The 19,751-nt window shown below is 57.1% G+C and carries 15 protein-coding genes; 2 read left to right on the forward strand and 13 right to left on the reverse strand.

Going from position 1 to position 19,751, the window contains the following annotated elements:
* Positions 1-107: 107 nt before the first annotated feature.
* Positions 108-353, reverse strand: a complete 246-nt coding sequence (locus CIK94_RS14615; protein WP_144008273.1) for a hypothetical protein — start codon at positions 351-353, stop codon at positions 108-110.
* A gap of 103 nt (positions 354-456) precedes the next feature.
* Between CIK94_RS14615 and CIK94_RS14835 the strand changes: the two genes are divergently transcribed.
* Complete coding sequence (locus tag CIK94_RS14835; protein WP_256388332.1) at positions 457-579, forward strand: hypothetical protein; 123 nt, start codon at positions 457-459, stop codon at positions 577-579.
* A gap of 157 nt (positions 580-736) precedes the next feature.
* On the opposite strand, the gene CIK94_RS02325 is transcribed toward CIK94_RS14835, so the two are convergent.
* The 11 genes from CIK94_RS02325 to CIK94_RS02375 form a co-directional block, all read right to left on the reverse strand.
* Positions 737-1,951: an aminotransferase class V-fold PLP-dependent enzyme gene (locus CIK94_RS02325; protein ID WP_094421106.1), complete on the reverse strand. Its 1,215-nt coding sequence runs from the start codon at positions 1,949-1,951 to the stop codon at positions 737-739.
* Between the two features lie 4 nt (positions 1,952-1,955).
* Positions 1,956-3,299, reverse strand: a complete 1,344-nt coding sequence (gene sufD / locus CIK94_RS02330) for a Fe-S cluster assembly protein SufD (protein ID WP_094386754.1) — start codon at positions 3,297-3,299, stop codon at positions 1,956-1,958.
* 32 nt (positions 3,300-3,331) lie between these two features.
* Positions 3,332-4,084, reverse strand: coding sequence for a Fe-S cluster assembly ATPase SufC (gene sufC / locus CIK94_RS02335; RefSeq protein WP_094421108.1), 753 nt, complete (start codon positions 4,082-4,084; stop codon positions 3,332-3,334).
* Between the two features lie 22 nt (positions 4,085-4,106).
* Positions 4,107-4,841 (reverse strand): outer membrane beta-barrel protein, encoded by a 735-nt coding sequence (locus tag CIK94_RS02340; RefSeq protein ID WP_094421110.1) that lies wholly within the window; start codon positions 4,839-4,841, stop codon positions 4,107-4,109.
* Positions 4,842-4,847: 6 nt separating this feature from the next.
* Positions 4,848-6,293: a Fe-S cluster assembly protein SufB gene (sufB, locus tag CIK94_RS02345; protein WP_022309873.1), complete on the reverse strand. Its 1,446-nt coding sequence runs from the start codon at positions 6,291-6,293 to the stop codon at positions 4,848-4,850.
* Between the two features lie 168 nt (positions 6,294-6,461).
* A complete protein-coding gene (gene infB, locus CIK94_RS02350; protein WP_094389021.1) occupies positions 6,462-9,359 on the reverse strand; it encodes a translation initiation factor IF-2 in 2,898 nt (965 codons plus the stop codon).
* A 34-nt stretch (positions 9,360-9,393) separates the two neighbouring features.
* On the reverse strand, positions 9,394-10,659 hold the full coding sequence (gene nusA, locus CIK94_RS02355) for a transcription termination factor NusA (RefSeq protein WP_022309871.1): 1,266 nt from the start codon (positions 10,657-10,659) through the stop codon (positions 9,394-9,396).
* A gap of 3 nt (positions 10,660-10,662) precedes the next feature.
* Positions 10,663-11,130 (reverse strand): ribosome assembly cofactor RimP, encoded by a 468-nt coding sequence (gene rimP, locus CIK94_RS02360; RefSeq protein ID WP_094386757.1) that lies wholly within the window; start codon positions 11,128-11,130, stop codon positions 10,663-10,665.
* A 201-nt stretch (positions 11,131-11,331) separates the two neighbouring features.
* Complete coding sequence (locus tag CIK94_RS02365; RefSeq protein WP_094389020.1) at positions 11,332-12,339, reverse strand: 2-oxoacid:ferredoxin oxidoreductase subunit beta; 1,008 nt, start codon at positions 12,337-12,339, stop codon at positions 11,332-11,334.
* Positions 12,340-12,357: 18 nt separating this feature from the next.
* Positions 12,358-14,256, reverse strand: coding sequence for a 2-oxoacid:acceptor oxidoreductase subunit alpha (locus CIK94_RS02370; RefSeq protein WP_094386758.1), 1,899 nt, complete (start codon positions 14,254-14,256; stop codon positions 12,358-12,360).
* A 38-nt stretch (positions 14,257-14,294) separates the two neighbouring features.
* Positions 14,295-15,956 carry a nucleoside kinase gene (locus CIK94_RS02375; RefSeq protein ID WP_094421119.1) on the reverse strand — a complete coding sequence of 554 codons (1,662 nt, stop codon included), beginning with the start codon at positions 15,954-15,956 and terminating at the stop codon, positions 14,295-14,297.
* 77 nt (positions 15,957-16,033) lie between these two features.
* Here CIK94_RS02375 and CIK94_RS02380 point away from each other — a divergent pair, with 77 nt between their 5' ends.
* On the forward strand, positions 16,034-17,743 hold the full coding sequence (locus CIK94_RS02380; RefSeq protein WP_022309866.1) for a Na/Pi cotransporter family protein: 1,710 nt from the start codon (positions 16,034-16,036) through the stop codon (positions 17,741-17,743).
* Positions 17,744-18,481: 738 nt separating this feature from the next.
* Here the strand turns inward: CIK94_RS02380 and CIK94_RS02385 are convergent.
* Positions 18,482-19,747 (reverse strand): Y-family DNA polymerase, encoded by a 1,266-nt coding sequence (locus tag CIK94_RS02385; protein ID WP_094389019.1) that lies wholly within the window; start codon positions 19,745-19,747, stop codon positions 18,482-18,484.
* Positions 19,748-19,751 lie beyond the last annotated feature (4 nt).

Genomic DNA, 19,751 nt, shown 5'->3' on the forward strand with positions numbered 1-19,751 from the left:
TTAAATTTGCAGTCGTCATGGGAATGGGTATTTGTTCGTAACTCTTTGATTATCACCTATAAAGTTACTAAAAATATTCCATTCCCACAACTTTTTTAACACTTTTCTTACGTCGAACTCACGTTAAAAGACAGTTTGTGCTTTGCATTACTTGTGGCCAACTCTGCATTGTCTATGGGCAACTCTGCTACATGTATATCCAACTCTGCAATATTGATGACTGCCATGGTAATGATTATGACGCGTTCGGGAAACGGCATGACCGTATTGGGGGTTGGCGTGACCGTCTTGGGGGTTGGCGTGACCGTCTTGGGGGTTGGCGTGACCACTTTGGCTGCTGTGGCGATGGTCATGGCGGGCTCGTAACGGTTGAAACGGGAGCGCGCGTCGGTCGGCACGAGAGTACGATACGTGGGCACGTGACTTACGATACGCGGCGGCAATGGTGGCCGGCGCATGGACAATGGTGGTCTGCGCATGGGCAATGGTGGTCTGCGCATGGGCAATGGTGGTCTGCGCGGCGGCGGAGGGGAGTCGTGGGAGAACGGAGGGGACTCGCACTGCGGCGGAGGGGACTAATGGGAGAACAGAGGGGACTCGCGGCTGCTGAGAGGACTAATGGGGACGGCGGCTGGGACTCGCGGGACGGCGATGGGCAAGAAACGGCAGAGCCACGGACCCAGCAGGACGCATAGGGTGCTGCTGGGGCCGGGGCTCTGCCATGAGAGGGCGGGGATTAGAACATGCGCGCGACGCGCTCGATGCTCTCTGCCAGACGGTCTATCTCTTCACAGGTGTTGTAGAGGCCGAAGGAGGCGCGCACGGTGCCGAGGATGCCCAGGTGGTCGATGAGGGGCTGGGCGCAGTGGTGGCCGGTGCGCACGGCGATGCCCAGGCGGTCGAGCAGGGTGCCCATGTCCATGGGGTGGATGTCGCCGACGAGGAAGCTGATGACGGCGTCCTTGCGGTCGGAGGTTCCGAAGATGCGCATGCCGGGTATGGCGCCGAGGCGGTCCATAGCGTAGCTGGTGAGTCGGTGCTCGTGGGCGCTGATGTTGTCCATGCCCAGCCGCTCGATGTAGTCGATGGCTGTGGCCAGACCGTGGGTGGCGATATAGTCGGGGGTGCCTGCCTCAAACTTGAGGGGCGGGCGCTCGAAGGTGGTATGCTCGAAGCTGACGTGCTCTATCATCTCGCCACCGCCCTGATAGGGAGGCAGGCGGTCGAGCCACTCTTCCTTGCCATAGAGCACGCCGACGCCGGTGGGGCCGTACATCTTGTGGCCGCTGAAGGCGAAGAAGTCGCAGTCTATCTGCTGCACATCGACGGGGATGTGGGGTGCGCTCTGGGCGCCGTCGACCATCACGGGCACGTTGTGGGCATGGGCGATGCTTACCATCTGCTCTACGGGATTGACGGTGCCCAGCACATTGCTGACATGGCAGATGCTGACGATGCGGGTGCGCGGGGTAAAGAGGCGCTCATACTTATCGAGGAGCAGTTCGCCGCGCTCGTTGATGGGTATGACCTTGACCACGATGCCGCGCTTGCGTGCCTGGAGCTGCCAGGGCACGATGTTGGAGTGGTGCTCCATGACAGAGACGATGACCTCGTCGCCCTCGGTCATGCAGGCCTCGGCGAAGGATGAAGCCACGAGATTGAGGCCCTCAGTGGTGCCTCGGGTGAAGACTATCTCTGAGGTGGAGCGGGCGTTGATGAAGCGTCGCACGGTCTCGCGGGCTGCCTCGTGGAGCTCGGTGGCCTGCTGGGAGAGCCAGTGTACGCCTCGATGTACGTTGGAATTGACATTGAGATACTCGTCGCGCATGGCGTCGAGCACGCACAGCGGCTTCTGGGTGGTGGCGCCGTTGTCGAGATAAATCAGGGGTTTGTCGTAGATGGTGCGCGAGAGGATGGGGAAATCGGCGCGCACCTGATGGATATCATACATAGGCTTAATGACAAAGTTTACATCCCTCACACTTGTTGAGTTCGCCGCGGAAGCGCTTCTCTACGAGGTAGTGCAGCCGGTCCTTGAGGGGTTCGAGGCGGATGGTGTCGATAACCTCATTGATAAAGGCAAACTCGAGCAACAGCCGTGCCTCGTCGAGGCTGATGCCGCGCTGGCGCATATAGAAGAGGGCTGCATCGTTGAGCTGGCCGACGGTGCTGCCATGGGCGCACTTGACATCGTCGGCATAGATTTCGAGCATGGGCTGGGTGTACATGCGGGCGGTACGCGAGGCGCAGAGGTTCTGGTTGGTTTCCTGCGAGGAGGTCTTCTGGGCTCCGTGGCGCACGAGCACGCGTCCGGCGAAGGCTCCCACGGCGTTGTCGTCGAGCACGTACTTGTAGAGCTCGTTGCTGGTGCAGTGGGGCACCTGGTGGTCTATGAGCGTATTGTTGTCTACGCGCTGTGTCTTGTCGGCGATAACGCATCCGTTGCAGCAGCACTCGGCTCCCTCGCCTCTGAAGGTGAGGTCGAGGCGGTTGACGGTGGTGCCGTTGTGCAGGGTGATGACATTGTGGTTGACGCGGCTGTTGGCCTGCTGCTCGATGAAGACGTTGCTGGTGCGGGTATTGCGTATGTGGGTCTCTTCCATGCAGTAGAGGTCGAGGCTGGCGTTGTCGCCCACGTAGGCCTCGATGACCTGAGTGGCGAGGAAGCGGCGGTCGTCGGCTGCGTGGTCGCAGAAGAGGAACCGTGCCTCGGCGCCCTGCTCTACGACGATGAGCACGCGGCGGTTGACCATGAGGTCGACATCGGAACGCAGGATGTTGATAATCTGCACGGTGCGGTCCATGCGCACATGGCGTGGCACGTAGATGAAGAGTCCGTCCTGGGCGAGCATGGTGTTGAGCGCCACGAGGGCGTCGGCTCCGGTCTGGGCGAGGCGTCCGTAGTAGGGCTCTACGAGCTGGGGCTGCGTGGCTGCCACCCGGCAGAGGCTGTCGACGATGACTCCCTCGGGCAGATGGGCCTGGGGCAGCTGGCGGGTGTAGAAGCTGTCGTTGACCACGAAGTAGAGCGAGGTGCTGAGATTGGGCACATCGCAGCGGAAGGCGTCGTAGGGGTTGACGGGGATGTCGAGGCGGTTGAGGTTGAGCCCGTAGTCGGGCTCGAAGAGCTTGGCCACGTCGGTATACTTATATCGCTCTACCTTGCGCGTGGGGAAGCCCATACGCCTGAAGTCGGCGAAGGCCTGCTCGCGCAATGCGTTCATCACCGGCGCCGAGTGGGCGTTGATGATACCCGAGCTCTGGGTATAGAGATCGATATACTGTTGTTCGCTGTTCATATCTATATATATAATAAGGTGATGGGAGAGGCTTACTCGCCGGCCTCAGCCTTGATCCAGTCGTAGCCGCGCTGCTCTATCTCCTTGGCGAGTTCGGGTCCGGCGGTCTTGACGATGCGTCCGCGGTAGAGCACATGGACCACGCTGGGCTTGATCATATCGAGCAGACGCTCGTAGTGGGTGATGACGATGGCTGAGGTCTCGGGGGTGTGCATCTTGTTGACACCGTCGGCCACGATACGCATGGCGTCGACATCCAGACCGGAGTCGGTCTCGTCGAGGATGCTCAGCCGTGGCTCGAGCATGGCCATCTGGAAGATCTCGTTGCGCTTCTTCTCGCCGCCGGAGAAGCCCTCGTTGACGCTGCGGTGGGAGAGCTTGCTGTCGAGCTCTACTATCTGTCGCTTCTCGCGCATGAGCTTGATAAACTCGCTGGCGTTGAGTGGCTCCAGACCCTGGTACTCGCGCTTGGCATTGACGGCGGCCTTCATGAAGTTGGTCATCGACACGCCGGGTATCTCGACGGGATACTGGAAGGAGAGGAAGAGTCCCTCGCGGGCGCGGTCTTCGGGCTTCATGTCCAGGAAGTTCTTGCCGTTGAAGATGGCTTCGCCCTCGGTAACGGTGTAGAGCGGGTTGCCGGTAAGGACGGCGCTGAGCGTGGACTTGCCCGAACCGTTGGGGCCCATGATGGCATGGATCTCACCGTCGCCGATGGTGAGATTGATGCCTCTTAATATCTCTTTGCCTGCTATGGTAGCATGCAGATTTCTTACCTCTAACATATATGTAATGGTTTATGGTGAATTAATACAAATCTAACAGCCCCTGCAACAGTCCGCGCACATCGTCGCTGTCGAAACGGAAGGGGAAGTCGAGCTTGAGTCCCACGGTCAACACGTGACGATGGGGCTGTCCATGACAGTAGGCTGAAACGGTGTGGGAACGGCTGTCGGAGTAATCGACATGATAATGGGAGCCAAGTCCCAGGCGGTAGCTGTACTCTGCCTGGAGAGCTATGTGGGAAAAAAGATAGATGTCGGCGCCTACGACGGGGCCCATGCTGAATCGGGGCATGCGCACCACGCCTCGGGCGCGGTAGGAATAGTTGAGAGAGCCGATCCGGGTCTCCATATCCATGCCGCCGCGCTCTGCCGACGGTGCCCAGAGCACATCGAAGCCGGCATAGGGCTGCACGTGCCACAGGGGCGAAGCCGGGCGCCAGCGGGCACCAAGGGAGAGCTGGCTGAGGTCGTAGGAGGCGTCGCCCTTGAGCATCGTAATCTCTTCGTGCTCATATCCGGCCTTGACGCTGAGGGGAAAATAGATGGGCAGAAGGTACTCGACATGAAGCCGGGTGACCAGACCCGACTGGGAAGTGGAGCCCGAACGATAGAGGGGCACATCGCCGCCCGAGGCGGAGCCACTGACAAGGGCGTTGCCACCAATGTGGGCGTCGACAGACCAACGGGGGCTGTCGTCGTCCTGGGCCTGCACCGAGGCAGCCATGACCAGCATCAATAGGGTAACAATCTGTCGCATAACGGTCTAACCTACGGTTCCTTCGAGTGATACACTGAGTAGTTTCTGAGCCTCAACGGCAAACTCCATGGGCAGCTTGTTGAGCACCTCTTTGGCATAGCCGTTGACGATGAGACCTACGGCCTGCTCGGTGGGTATGCCTCGCTGATTGCAGTAGAACAACTGGTCTTCCGAAATCTTGGAGGTGGTAGCCTCGTGCTCCACGATGGCTGTGTCATTGTGGATATCCATATAGGGGAAGGTGTGGGCTCCGCAGTCGGAACCCAGCAGCAACGAGTCGCAGGAACTGTAGTTGCGGGCGTTGTCTGCATTGCTGGTGGCGCGCACCAGTCCGCGGTAAGAGTTCTGGCTGTGTCCGGCAGAGATACCCTTGGAGATGATGGTGCTCTTGGTGTTCTTTCCCATGTGTATCATCTTGGTGCCGGTGTCGGCCTCCTGATAGTGGTTGGTGACGGCAACCGAATAGAACTCGGCCTGCGAACCGTCGCCACGGAGGACGCAGGAAGGATATTTCCATGTGATGGCCGAGCCAGTCTCGACTTGGGTCCAGCTGAGCTTAGAGTTGTTGCCCCGCAGGTCGCCTCGCTTGGTCACAAGGTTGAGCACGCCGCCCTTGCCGTGCTCGTCGCCGGGATACCAGTTCTGCACGGTAGAATACTTGACCTCGGCGTTGTCCTTGACGATAATCTCGACGATGGCAGCATGGAGCTGGTTCTCGTCGCGCATGGGTGCGGTGCAGCCCTCGAGGTAGGACACGTAGCTGTCGTCTTCGGCCACGATGAGCGTGCGCTCAAACTGGCCCGTGTTGCGGGCGTTGATGCGGAAGTAGCTGCTCAGCTCCATCGGACAGCGCACGCCCTTGGGGATATAGACGAACGAGCCGTCGCTGAAGACGGCACTGTTGAGTGCTGCAAAGAAATTGTCGCGGTAGGGAACGACCGAGCCCAGGTACTCGCGCACCAGCTGGGGATGCTCCTTGACGGCTTCGCCGATGCTGCAGAAGATGACTCCCTTCTCGCGGAGCTGCTCCTTGAAGGTGGTCTTCACCGACACGGAGTCCATGATGGCGTCGACGGCGGTGCCGCTGAGCGCGAGCCGCTCTTCGAGGGGTATGCCGAGCTTGTCGAAGGTCTTCTCGAGCTCGGGGTCTATCTTGTTGTCCTTGGGCTTCTTGGCGAGCGGGTCGGCATAGTAGGAGATGGCCTGGTAGTCTATCTCCGGCAAATGCACGTGGCCCCACGTGGGCTGGGGCTGGGTGAGCCAGTAGCGGAATGCCTTCAGGCGGAAGTCGAGCAGCCACTCGGGCTCTCCCTTCTTCTGCGAGATAAGGCGCACCACATCCTCGTTGAGTCCCTTATCGATAATATCTGTATGCACATTGGTGGTAAACCCGAACTCGTACTTCTGGTCGGCCACCTGTCTTACAAACTCATTTTTCTCTTTGTCTGCCATTGATTTAATGTGTCATGACATATGAGCGAACGGGCTGGATACACATCTCCCCGATACACTCTGTCGTATTAACCATGATAGTGACACCCTCTTCTACGAACAGGATGCCACTACCTATATTTCCGCTTATAGCCTTATTAAGTCAATAGTATGGCTATCCTGCCGGACTTAGAGCTTCTGCTCTACCTCTATCTCGGTGAAGGTCTCGAGGATGTCGCCCTCGAGGATGTCGTTGTAGTTGACCAGACTGATACCACACTCCATACCTGTGGGTACCTCCTTCACATCGTCCTTATAGCGCTTGAGCGAGTCGATAGGAGCGGTCTTGACCACGATACCGTCGCGGATGACGCGCGCCTTGTCCTTGCTGTGTACCTTGCCTTCGGTAACGAGACATCCGGCCACGGCACCCACCTTGGAAATCTTGTAGACCTGGCGCACCTCTACCTGTCCGGTGATGATTTCCTTCTTCACCTTGTCGAGCATACCCTCCATGGCAGAGGTTACGTCGTCGATGGCGTCGTAGATGACGGAGTAGGTATTGATTTCTACGCCTTCCTGGTCGGCGAGCTTGCGCGCGGCAGCCGAAGGACGTACCTGGAAGCCCACGATGATGGCGTCGGACGCGTCGGCGAGGGTAACATCGCTCTCCGAAATCTGACCCACAGCCTTGTGGATGACGTTGACATTGATCTTCTCTGTAGAGAGCTTGATGAACGAGTCGCTGAGAGCCTCGATACTACCGTCGGTATCACCCTTGACGATGATGTTGAGCTCCTTGAACGAGCCGAGGGCGATGCGGTGGGAGATGTCATCGAGGGAGAGTCGCTTCTGGGTGCGCAGACCCTGCTCGCGCTGCAGCTGCTCGCGCTTGTTGGCTATCTCGCGCACCTCCTGCTCGGTATCGAGCACGTGGAAGGCATCACCGGCAGTAGGAGCGCCGTTGAGACCCAGGATGATGGCGGGCTCGGCGGGCTTGGCACTGTCGATGCGCTGGTTGCGCTCATTGAACATGGCCTTGATGCGCCCCCAGCTGGTACCGGCTATCACGTAGTCGCCCACCTTGAGGGTACCGTTGCCAATCAGCACGGTGCTGACATAGCCGCGGCCCTTGTCGAGCGACGACTCGATGATGGTGCCCACAGCCTTGCGGTTGGGGTTGGCCTTGAGGTCGAGCATGTCGGCCTCGAGCAGCACCTTCTCCATCAGTTCGTCGACACCGATGCCCTTCTTGGCACTGATCTCCTGGCACTGATACTTGCCACCCCACTCTTCGACCAGCAGGTTCATGTTGGCGAGGTCCTCGCGTATCTTGTCGGGGTTGGCTCCGGGCTTGTCTATCTTGTTGATGGCAAACACCATGGGCACGCCGGCAGCCTGGGCATGGGCGATGGCCTCCTTGGTGGTGGGCATCACAGAGTCGTCGGCAGCGATGATGATGATGGCGATATCGGTAACCTGGGCACCACGGGCACGCATGGCGGTAAACGCCTCGTGGCCAGGGGTATCGAGGAAGGTCACCTTGCGGCCGTTCTTCATCGTCACGCTATAGGCGCCGATGTGCTGGGTGATACCTCCGGCCTCGCCGGCTATCACGTTGGTGTTGCGGATATGGTCGAGCAGCGAGGTCTTACCGTGGTCTACGTGGCCCATCACGGTAACGATTGGCGCACGCGACACGAGGTCGGCTTCGTCGTCTTCCTCTACGCTCACGGCTTCCTGAACCTCAGCACTCACATACTCGGTCTTGAAGCCGAACTCTTCGGCCACCAGGTTGATGGTCTCGGCGTCGAGGCGCTGGTTGATAGACACCATGATGCCTACGCCCATGAGGGTAGAGATGACCTGGGTGACGCTCACGTCCATCATCGTGGCGAGCTCGCTCACGGTAACAAACTCGGTGAGCTTGAGCGTCTTGCTCTCCTTGCGCTCGGCCTTTGCCTCCTGGGAGAGCTTCTCCTGGACGGCCTCTCGCTTCTCCTTGCGGTACTTGGCGCCCTTCTTGTTCTGGTTCTTGTTGGTAAGGCGGGCAAGCGTCTCTTTCACCTGGCGTGCTACAGCTTCGTCGTCTACCTCGAGAGGCTTCTGGTTGCGCTTGCGGTTCTTGCCATTCTTGCCGTTGCCACCGTTGTTGGCATTATTGGCGTTGTTGGCATTAGGGTTATTGTTGTTGCCGTTACCGTTCTTCTTCTTGTTGCGGCCGTTGTTGCTCTCAGCCTCGGCGTTGATGTCCACGCGCTCCTTTCCTATGCGCTGGCGCTTCTTCTTCTCGCCGTTCTTGGCCTGTGCCTTTTCCTCACGCTCCTTTCGCTTTTCCTCCTTGGTCTTCTTCTTGGGTCGGGTGCTCTGGTTGATGGCGTCAAGGTCTATCTTGCCCAGCACATTGACCTTGGGGGCATTGGGGTTCTTGGCTTCGGTGGGGAGCTTGAAGACTCCGGCTGTGGCAGGAGCCTTCTCGGCGGGAGCCTTCTCCTGGGCAGGGGCCTCGGGAGCCTTCTCGGCCACGGGGGCTGCGGCGGGCTTCTCTTCCTTCTTCTCTGCCACGGGTGCAGCCACAGGCTTCTCGGCCTTGGGGGCCTCCTTGGCTACGGGCTTTTCCTCCTTGGGTGCTTCCACCTTGGGTTCGGCTTTCTTCTCTTCCGGTTTCTGACTTACGGCAGCGGTCTTACTCTCGGTATTGTCGGAGGCAGGAGTAGCAGCTGGCGCGGGTGACTTTGGCTTCTTATTGAGGCTGTCAAGGTCTATCTTGCCAATCACATTAAAGGTCTGCGACTTGGTCTTCGGCTGTGCTTCGGCGGTCTGCTTCTTGTCCTCGGCAGCCTGCTTCTTCTCTTCGGCAGCCTGCTTCTTGTCCTGTTGCTTCTTGTGGGACATCAGCTCTGCCTTGTTTCTTACATCAGCATCTTGCTTGAACGCTTCGAGAAGAGCATTGTACTGCTCGTCGTTCAGCTTGAAGCTGGGCTCTGACTTCACTTCGCCCAGTTCTTTTCTCTTCTCCAAGAACTCCACTGCCGTCTGGAGTCCGATGTTCAGTTCTCTTAATGCTTTATTTAATCTGATACTCATTAATTACCTCTTCCTTTCTCTTAATTGTTTTCTATTATTGTTCAAATTCAGCACGCAGCACATCGAGCATGTGGTCGACGGTCTCTTCTTCGAGGTCGGCCTTCTCGATAAGCATCTCGCGTGGAGCCGAGATTACCTGCTTGGCTGTGTCGAGTCCGAGCGCCTTGACAGCGTCGATAACCCACTGGTCGATCTCGTCGGAGAACTCGTCCAGATAGATGTCTTCCTCGACCTCGTTGCCTGTAACGTCACGGAATACGTCGATAGTGTACTCGGTGAGCAGCGAAGCCAGCTTGATGTTCATACCGCCACGACCGATAGCCAGGCTGACCTCCTCGGGCTGGAGATAGACCTCGGCCTTGTGCTCTTCCTCGTTCACGCTGATGCTGTTGATACGTGCAGGACTCAGCGCACGCTGGATATAGAGCTTGGTATTGGCGGTCCAGTTGATGACGTCGATGTTCTCGTTGCCCAACTCATGCACGATGCCATGCACGCGGCTTCCCTTGACTCCCACGCAGGCTCCTACGGGGTCGATGCGGTCGTCGAAGCTCTCAACGGCAACCTTGGCGCGCTCGCCGGGCATGCGGGCAATCTTCTTGATGACTATCAGACCATCGGCTATCTCGGGCACCTCGGCCTCGAGCAATCGCTCCAGGAACTTGGGGCTGGTACGGCTCAGGATGATCTTGGGGTTATTGTTGTCATTGGTCACGCGCTCTATCACGGCACGAATGGTCTCGCCCTTGCGGTACACATCGGAGGGTATCTGCTCTGCCTTGGGCAGGATGAGCTCGTTGTTCTCGTCATCGACAAGAAGTACCTCACGCTTCCATATCTGGTATACTTCGGCAGAGATAACCTGGCCCTCGCGGTCCTTATATTTATTATAGAGCGAGTCGTGCTCCAGTTCCAGTATCTTGGACGCCAGGGTCTGTCGGAGGGTAAGGATGGCGCGGCGGCCAAACTTGGCAAAGTTCACGCTCTCCGAAACGTCCTCGCCCACCTCGTAGTCGGGCTCAATCTTACGGGCGTCGGTCAGGCTGATTTCCTTATTCTCATCCTGCACCTCACCGTCGTTAACGACCACGCGGTTGCGATAGATTTCGAAGTCGCCCTTGTCGGGGTTGACAATCACGTCGAAGTTCTCGTCGCTGCCGTAAATCTTGGCCAACACGTTGCGGAAGCTCTCTTCAAGCACGCTCACCAGTGTGGTGCGGTCTATGTTCTTAGTATCCTTAAACTCCTTGAAGGTATCAATCATACTGATTGTCACCTCGTTTGTTTTCTTTGCTGCCATAGCTTATTTGAAACTTATTAAGTATTTAGTATATTTCACCTTATCCATCTGATAGTGATGGTCGACATCCATGAGCTGGGGGCGCTTCTTGCCCTCTACCTTTACCTTCTCGCTCACGCTGACCACAAAGTCGTTGCCGTCAACGCTCTTCAACGTGCCACGCACCTTGATACCGTCGGCATCGAGCACCTCGACCTCTTCGCCAATGAAGTTGATGTATTGCTGGGGAACCTTGAAAGGCTGGCCCAGGCCGGCTGAACCCACCTCAAGCTCGTAATCTTCTTCATCACGGCTCAGATGGTCTTCGATAAACCTGCTCAGCTCTACGCAGTCTTCAATCCACACGCCATCGGCATGGTCGATTTCAACTACGATACGGTTGTCTGTACTAATCTCTACATCCACGAGGAAATACTCCTTATCCTTAAGCCATTCCTCTACTACGCTTTTTACAACGTTTTTATCTATCATACGGTTATTATTAAAAAATGAGGAACTCCGGTTGGAGTCCCTCATTCCACTGAACGATGCAAAGTTACGCATATTTTCCCAACTCTGCAAATGTTTTCGCTTGTTTTTCACCAAGATGCCTTATATTTCACCATCTCGGGGCCGAAGGAGAGTATCTCGGCACCGGCGGCGGTAAGGGCGGATGGTGCGGGGATGACGTTGCTACTTCACCTCCCAGATGTCGTTGGTCTCAAGCAGTTCCTCAAAGTTGTGATAAGGCTTCTGGGCCTTGACTTCTTCCACCTGCTGGTTGACGCAGCTGTCGTAGGTAGGAGCCTCGACATCGCGTATCACGCCGAGAGCCACGGGGAAACCGTGCTCATTGTCCATCATGGCGAGCTTGAGCTGCAGGGTGTTGTCCTCGCAGTGGCTGTCGTGTACGAGGATGTCGTCGAGGGTATAACCGTCGCGTCCAATCTCGACCACCTTGAGTCCGAAGTCTTCCTGCACGAGTCCATATTCATGGTTTTCGCCGAAAACCAGCGGCTTGCCGTCTTCCACGTAGATGGCGTTGCGGCTACGACCTTCGCGGGTATAGATGGGAGCATAGCAACCATTGTTGAATATCATGCAGTTCTGCAGAATCTCGCACACCGAGGCTCCCTTGTGCTGGTAGGCACGCTTGAGGATTTCCACAGTGCCGGCACCGTCGTTGGCCACAGCTCGGGCGAAGAAGCGTCCGCGGGCACCAAAGCAGAGTTCGGCGGGGCGGAAGGGGTCTTCCACCGTACCATAGGGCGAAGACTTGGAGACGAAACCGCGTGGCGATGTAGGACTGTACTGACCCTTGGTGAGTCCGTAGATACGGTTGTTGAGCAGTATCATGTTGAGGTCGATATTGCGGCGCATGGCGTGGATGAAGTGGTTGCCTCCGATGGCCAGTCCGTCGCCGTCGCCGCTAATCTGCCATACGGCGAGGTCGGGGTTCACTATCTTGGTACCGGTAGCAATGGCTGCCGCACGTCCGTGGATGGTCTGCATGGCATAGGTGTTGACGTAATAGGGCAGACGGCTGGAGCAGCCTATGCCGCTGATTACTGCCGTCTGATAGGGAGGAACGCCCAGTTCGGCCATGGCTTTGTGCAGACTGGACAGGAAGAAATGGTCGCCACATCCAGGGCACCATCGTGGCTGCCCTTTCTTGTAATCGTTGGCTGTATATTCGTTCATAATGAATTCTGTTAAGGGTTAAGCGATGATGTTGTCCTCATAGGTGAGGCCGGTCTTGGTGCGGTTGGGCGCAAGCAGTATCTTCTCAAACTCTTCGGTGAGCTCGCTGACCACAAAGGGCTGGCCTTTCACCTTATTATATTGGTAGGGCGAGAAGTTGTTGATGCGTATACGCAGCAGCGCAGCCAGCTGACCCAGATTCTGTTCGGCCACCACTACCTTGGGATAGCGGTTGAGCACCTCGACGGTATTGTGAGGCAGCGGGTTGACATACTTGAACTGTGCCAGTGCCACCTTGTAACCCTTGCCACGCAGTTCCTTGAGCGTGGAGAGCAGATGGCCGTAGGTCGAACCGAATCCCACGATGAGCAGTTCAGCGTCGTCCTTGTCGCCCTGCACCTCGAGGTCGGGCACTTCGATGCGAGCCACCTTGCGCGAGCGCAGATGGTCCATCAGATCGTGGTTCTCGGGCTCGGTCGATATGCTGCCGGTCTTGCCGTCCTTCTCCAGTCCGCCCAGAATGTGTGTATAGCCTTCCTGTCCGGGTATAGCCCAGTAGCGCACACAGGTTTCGGGGTCGCGCTGATAGGGGGTATACCTGTAGCGCTGGTCGCTGGTGGCATAGTGGGGATGTATCTCGGGCAGGTCGTCCATCTTGGGCAGACGCCATGCCGCCGAACCGTTGGCGATGAAGGCGTCGGTGAGCAGCACCACGGGGGTGAGATGCTCCAGGGCTATCTTGGCTGCCATGTAGGCTGCCGAGAAGCAGTCGGTGGGGCTGGTGGCAGCGATTACGGGCATGGGACTCTCGCCGTTGCGGCCGTAGAGCACCTGCAGCAGGTCGGTCTGCTCGCTCTTGGTGGGCAGACCGGTCGAGGGACCGCCACGCTGAACGTCGATGATGACCAGCGGCAGCTCGTCGATGACAGCCAGGTTGATGGCCTCGCTCTTCAGACAGATGCCGGGACCCGAGGTAGAGGTGGCTGCCAGTGCTCCGGCAAACGAGGCACCTATGGCGCTGGCGCAAGCCGATATCTCGTCTTCACACTGCACCGTGATGACGCCACACGACTTGTGCTTGGACAGTTCGTGCAGTATGTCGGTGGCGGGAGTGATGGGGTATGAACCCAGATACAACTTCAGTCCTGCCTTTTCGGCGGCGGCTATCAGTCCGTAGGCGGTAGCCTTGTTGCCGGTGATGTCCATATAGCGTCCGGGCACCTTGGAGTGGGTCTCTATGCGATAGGTGGCGGGCACGCCGGCATGGGTGTTGTGGGCATAGTCGTAGCCGGCATGCACCACGCGTATGTTGGCCTCAGCCACCTGGGGCTTCTTGCCAAACTTATGGTGCAAGAACTCTTCGGCGAGTTCAAGGTTGCGGTCAAACAACCAGCACACCATTCCCAGGGCAAACATGTTGCGACACTTGAGAATGCTCTTGTTGTCCATACCCGAGTCTTCCAGACAGTGTTTCACCATCGTGGTGATGGGGCAAGCCACCACGCAGTCGGGGTCTATGCCCAGTTCGCCCAGATAGTCGTCGGTGAGGAAATCGGCCTTGCGCAGGTCGTTGGGACCGAAACTGTCGGTGTCGATGATGATGGTGGCCTGGGGCCTCGTATACTTGTACTGGGTCTTCAGCGCAGCGGCATTCATCGCCACCAGCACGTCACAACGGTCACCGGGAGTATATACCGTGCCGTCGCCGATGTGCACCTGGAATCCGGAAACACCCGTAAGCGAGCCTTGCGGGGCACGGATGTCGGCAGGATAATCGGGGAAGGTACTGATGTCGTTGCCCACGGTGGCAGAAATGGTAGAAAAGATGTTGCCGGCCAATTGCATGCCGTCACCGGAGTCGCCAGAGAATCTTACTACAACCTGGTCCAACTCTTTGATCACGATGTCTTCTTCCATAACAGGATGTCAAGGTAAAATGAATAACTGTTTTAGTTTTAGTATTTGAATGAACTACCGCCAAGAAACTCGCGCAGCAGACTGGTGGGAGCCAGTTGACGGTAAGAGATAGCATGGAAATAGCGCAGGAACTTGAGCAGGCGGTGTGCCTCGGCATATTCCTCGCAGTTTTCGGGCACCTGCTCGAGCAGCGGTTCAGCCTGCTGCTTGATGACGGCCAGTTCGTAGAGCATGGCACTGTTGAACATGGCGTCGGCATTCTCCTGGTAGGGGAATATCCACCGTTCCTCGCCGGCGCGCACGCTGGGCCAGCGGTGTATGCTCTCCTGGGCGCTTACGCCACGATACTTGTAGTCGCGTATGATGCGGCGCAGCAACCGGTTGTCGGTCGTAGGGATATAGTTGTGCTCGTCGAGCAGGATGGTGGTGAGCGCCGACACATACACGCGGAACTTCTGCTGCTCGGGAATCTGGGCGGTGAGCTCGGGGTTGAGGGCGTGTATGCCTTCGACCACCACTATGTCGTTGGGGCCCAGCTTCAGCCGCTTGCCGCTCTTCTCGCTCTTGCCCGCCTGGAAGTTGTATCTGGGCAACTCTATCTCCTCGCCCTTGAAGAGGGCATTAAACTGCTCGTTGATGAGGGCTATGTTGAGGGCGTGTATGCTCTCATAATCATACTCGCCATTGGCGTCGAGCGGAGTCTTGTCGCGGTCTATGAAGTAGTCGTCGAGCGATATCTGGAGTGGCTTGAGTCCGCAGGTGAGCAGCTGTATGCTCAGTCGCTTGCAGGTTGTGGTCTTTCCCGACGACGACGGACCGGCCAGCAGCACCAGCTTCACATCGTGGCGCGCGGCTATCTGGTCGGCGATGCGGGCTATCTTCTTCTCCTGCAGAGCCTCGTTCACATTGATGATGTCTGTGGCAAACCCCTTGTCCACGGCGTCGTTGAGGTCGCCCACGGTGCGCAGACCGATGATGTTCTGCCACTCGTGGTGCTCCTTGAACACATCAAACATCTTCTGCTGGCGGGGCATTGGGCACAACTGGCCGGGATCTTCGCGCGAGGGGACGCGCAGCAGCATACCATCGCTGTAGGCCACGAGGTCAAAGAGATAGACCTCACTGGTGCTGGTCAGCAGGGCACCGTAGAAGTAGTCGATGAAGTCGTCTATCTGGTAGTACACCGTATAGAGCTTGCCCTGGCCTTTGAGCAGCTTCACCTTCGACATGTCGCCCTTCTCGCTGAAGAGGCGTATGGCTTCCTCGGCAGTCACCATGCGGCGGCGTATGGGCGTGTCGGCGTCTATTATCTCCTGCATGCGGCAGCGTATACGTGCCACATCGTCGGCGGTAATGTCTCTTCCCAGCTTGACGTGTACATAGTAACCCTTAGACACCGGTATGTCTATACGCACCTCCACATTGCCGTAGAGGTCGTTGATGGCCTTGCAACATATAAAAAATAAGGTACGCGTGTACGTGCGTGACCCCGAGCCCGACCGCATATCCAGAAACTCCACATCCTTGTCGTTGTAGAGCCGGTAGTGCATGCCTTGCACCTTATTGTTTACCCTTGCGCACACCGGACCATGGTCCATTTTAAGCTCCGAAGCAAAAAAAACTTCAGAAAGTGTACTTCCAACGTTGACTTTTAAAACTTTTTTATTATTTTTGCAACGTATAAGTAGCATCTGTTTCATCATTGGATAGATTCTTTTGATTGACAGGGCTAAATTAGTAATTATTATCGACTTCTTACAAACTTTTTATCAAAAATATGTCGATTTGGATTTTTTTTAAGCTTATCGGTTCATTAGCCTTGCTTATGTTTGGTATGAAAACGATGAGCGACAGCCTGCAGAAGATGGCAGGACCACAGCTGCGCCATATCCTTGGCGCCATGACAACCAACCGTTTAATGGGCATCCTTACCGGTACGTTTATTACAGCCGCGGTACAGTCGTCTACCGCCACTACCGTAATGACGGTATCGTTTGTCAATGCCGGTTTGCTCACTTTGGCCCAAGCCATCTCCGTCATCATGGGAGCCAATATCGGCACCACGCTTACGGCATGGATTATGAGCGCGGGTTTCTCTTTCAACATTACCGACTTCGTATGGCCGGCTTTCTTCATCGCTATCATCTTGATTTATTCCAAGAAGCGGAAGATGGTCGGCGATTTCATTTTCGGTATCTCCTTCATGTTCCTCGGACTGGGCACCCTGCGCCAGACGGGTATCGACATGGACCTCTCCCACAACCAGGCTGTACTCGACTTCTTCCAGAGCTTCGACCCCAACAGCCTGCTCACCACCGTGACCTTCCTCATCATCGGCAGTCTGCTCACCATGTGTGTGCAGAGCTCGGCAGCCATCATGGCCATCACCATGATACTCTGCTCTACCGGCGTGCTGCCCATCTATCAGGGTATAGCCTTGGTGATGGGTGAGAATATCGGTACCACTGTCACCTCCAATGTGGCTGCGCTCACCGCCAACGCCCAAGCCCGCCGTGCAGCCTTGGCACACATGGTGTTCAACCTCTTCGGCGTGTGCTGGATACTGCTCGTGTTCCGCCCGTTTGTCGACATGGTCTGCGGATTTGTGGGCTACGACGAGTCGCTCCATCAGGGCGACCCCGGCTTCCTCGCCAACGCCGCCAAGCTCAGTTTCGTGCTCGCTGCCTTCCACACCACCTTCAACCTCGCCAACACCTCTATCCTCGTGTGGTTCATCCCGCAGATAGAGCGACTCGTGTGCCGACTCATCAAGCCGAAACCCAATGCCGAGGACGAAGACTTCCGCCTGCGGTTCATCCAGAGCGGTATCATGAAGACCCCCGAGCTCTCAGTGCTTGAGGCGCAGAAAGAAATACAGAGCTACTCGGAGCGTATACAGCGCATGTTTGGCATGGTCAATGAGTTGCTCTACGAGAAGGATAGCGATAAGTTCATCAAGCTCTTCTCGCGCATCGAGAAGTATGAAGGCATATCAGACCACATGGAGATTGAGATAGGCAACTACCTCGACAACGTCAGCGACTCGCACCTCAGCGACGAGACCAAGGCCAAGATACGCGCCATGCTGCGCGAGATAAGCGAAATAGAGTCTATCGGCGACAGCTGTTACAACATTGCGCGCACCCTCAACCGCAAGTTCAAGAGCAAGGAAGACTTCACCGAGAAGCAGTACGACCACACGCATCAGATGTTTGGACTCATCGACTCGGCACTTACCCAGATGAACACCATGTTCAAGCGCCACAAGGAGAACTTCGACCCCAACACCTCGTTCAACCTTGAGACCGAAATCAACAACTATCGCGGACAGCTCAAGACCCAGAACATCAACGATGTCAACGAACACGCCTACTCCTACGCTTGTGGTACCATGTATATGGATATCATCCAGGAGTGCGAGAAGCTGGGCGACTACATCGTCAACGTAGTTGAGGCCCGCATGGGCGTACGCCAGCACGGCGCATGATGCGGCCCAAAACTCCGCAACCGTCACAGCTCTCATAGAGCCAGTTATCACATACCGCCCACATTCCTACAGCAACCCTGTAGGATGTGCGATTTCCAAGCCCAGGGCAGAGGGGCAACGCGCCTCTACCTTGGGTATATTTATAATAAGGCATAGCAACTCTGTAGGAGTTGCGTTTAGCCGAAGGCGTTACCCCGACGCAAACCCATCACTACCTATATGTAGGGGAATTATCCAACTGAGTATAACGCCTACGGCTAAGCGCAACTCTTACAGAGTAGCTATATTAGTGGGGGCATTACCCAGGGTAGCGGGCCATGCCCGCAACCCTGGGCTATGTAATCGCAACTCCGTCAGAGTTGCCAGAGGTGCGCACCATCCAAATACGGCCCCATCAACCGATTTGCATTTACATTTGAACACCGTGGGAAAATGTGTATCAAACCTTGAAACACTTGTTGGCTGCTCTGCATTATTTATGGCCAACGCTGCAATCCTTATATCCAACTCTGCAATAATAATGACTATCATGGTAATGATTATGATGGCCTCGGGGAACGGCGCGACCGTCCTTAGGGTTGTCGCGACCGCATTGGCTGCCGTAGCGATGGTCATGGCGGGCTCGTGACGGTTGATACGTGGGCACGTGACGGTTGATACGTGGACTCGTTTCGTACGACACGAGGGCTCGTGACTTACGGTGCGTGCCGGCCATGGTGGTCTGCACGGCGCGTGGGGTCATCCCACTACGAGTATGTCTCTGATATCCGTGAGGTAGTTGGGGCTGCGGTGCTCGCATTTCACCTTCCAGGGCTGCTGCTCGTCGCCTTCGGCTGCCAGTCTGATGGTCTTCAGCCCGTAGCGCTGGTTGATGTTGTCGGTGGCTGCCATGAGCTGTGCCCGCTCTGCCCTGTTGGTGATGGGGTCGAAGAGGTCGGCTGTGGCGGCGTGGGCGGCGATGATGTCGCTCACCGTCACCCCTGCCCTCTTGTACATCACCCCGTGGTGGTAGATGTGCGCCAGCGCCTGGAGAGCGGCGGCGGTTATCTCCATGGTGTCGGCCGTATGGGTGAGCAGCGTCACGGTGGCGGCATTGGCATACTGCGCCAGGTCGTCGCGGAAGGCGTTGCTGGCGATAAACACCGTGACCTGTCGCGCCACGGCCTGCTGACCTCTCAGCTTGTTGGCGCACGACGCGGCAAAGGTGGCTACCGCCGACTTGAGCTGCTCCATGCTCTCGACCATGCTGCCGAAGCTGCGCGAGGTGGTCACCGTCTGGTTGCGCCTCACCTCGGTGGTGTCTATACAGGGCTGGCCGTTGAGTTCCATCCATGTCTGCACCCCCGGTTTGGCGAGATGGCTCTTCACCCACGCCTCGCTCTTGTCTGCCAGTTGCAGCGGCGAGTGTATGCCGTAATAGTTGAGCCGCTCCAGCGTACGGCGTCCTATCCCCCACACGTCGGCGAGGTCGAAGAGCTGCAGCGCGCGGCGCCGCTTGTCGTCGCTGTCTATGCAGCACACGCCGTGGTAGCCGCGATACTGCTTGGCAAACTTGCTGCCCATCTTGGCGAGGGTCTTGGAGGGGGCTATGCCCACGCTCACGGGTATGTCGGTCCACAGGCGTATGCGCCCGGCTATGTCGCGCATCATCTCCGCCAGGTTGTGGTGGCGCTCATATCCTCCGAGGTCGCAGAAGCTCTCGTCGATGCTGTAATTCTCGACGCGCATGATGCTCTGCCGCAGTATGTTGGTCACCCGCTTGCTCATGGCGGCGTAGAGCTGCATGTTGGTCGAGAACACTCTGACCTGGTGGCGCTCCACGATGTCGCTCACCTTGAAGAGCGGGTCGCCGCGGCGCAGTCCCACGGCCTTGGCTTCGGGCGTGAGCGCCACGATGCAGCCGTCGTTGCTCGACAGCACGCACACGGGTCGTCCCTGGAGTCCCGGGTGGAACACCTTCTCTACCGAACAGAAGAAGCTATTGCAATCTACCAGTGCCCACATATCG

It is taken from the genome of Prevotella sp. P4-51, from assembly GCF_002251455.1.
Lineage (GTDB): Bacteria > Bacteroidota > Bacteroidia > Bacteroidales > Bacteroidaceae > Prevotella.

Bases quoted from the DNA above. Each gene is read 5' to 3' on its own strand.
- CIK94_RS14615 (WP_144008273.1), bottom strand. From the start codon at position 353: ATGACCATCGCCACAGCAGCCAAAGTGGTCACGCCAACCCCCAAGACG.
- CIK94_RS14835 (WP_256388332.1), top strand. From the start codon at position 457: ATGGACAATGGTGGTCTGCGCATGGGCAATGGTGGTCTGCGCATGGGC.
- CIK94_RS02325 (WP_094421106.1), bottom strand. From the start codon at position 1,951: ATGTATGATATCCATCAGGTGCGCGCCGATTTCCCCATCCTCTCGCGC.
- sufD (WP_094386754.1), bottom strand. From the start codon at position 3,299: ATGAACAGCGAACAACAGTATATCGATCTCTATACCCAGAGCTCGGGT.
- sufC (WP_094421108.1), bottom strand. From the start codon at position 4,084: ATGTTAGAGGTAAGAAATCTGCATGCTACCATAGCAGGCAAAGAGATA.
- CIK94_RS02340 (WP_094421110.1), bottom strand. From the start codon at position 4,841: ATGCGACAGATTGTTACCCTATTGATGCTGGTCATGGCTGCCTCGGTG.
- sufB (WP_022309873.1), bottom strand. From the start codon at position 6,293: ATGGCAGACAAAGAGAAAAATGAGTTTGTAAGACAGGTGGCCGACCAG.
- infB (WP_094389021.1), bottom strand. From the start codon at position 9,359: ATGAGTATCAGATTAAATAAAGCATTAAGAGAACTGAACATCGGACTC.
- nusA (WP_022309871.1), bottom strand. From the start codon at position 10,659: ATGGCAGCAAAGAAAACAAACGAGGTGACAATCAGTATGATTGATACC.
- rimP (WP_094386757.1), bottom strand. From the start codon at position 11,130: ATGATAGATAAAAACGTTGTAAAAAGCGTAGTAGAGGAATGGCTTAAG.
- CIK94_RS02365 (WP_094389020.1), bottom strand. From the start codon at position 12,339: ATGAACGAATATACAGCCAACGATTACAAGAAAGGGCAGCCACGATGG.
- CIK94_RS02370 (WP_094386758.1), bottom strand. From the start codon at position 14,256: ATGGAAGAAGACATCGTGATCAAAGAGTTGGACCAGGTTGTAGTAAGA.
- CIK94_RS02375 (WP_094421119.1), bottom strand. From the start codon at position 15,956: ATGAAACAGATGCTACTTATACGTTGCAAAAATAATAAAAAAGTTTTA.
- CIK94_RS02380 (WP_022309866.1), top strand. From the start codon at position 16,034: ATGTCGATTTGGATTTTTTTTAAGCTTATCGGTTCATTAGCCTTGCTT.
- CIK94_RS02385 (WP_094389019.1), bottom strand. From the start codon at position 19,747: ATGTGGGCACTGGTAGATTGCAATAGCTTCTTCTGTTCGGTAGAGAAG.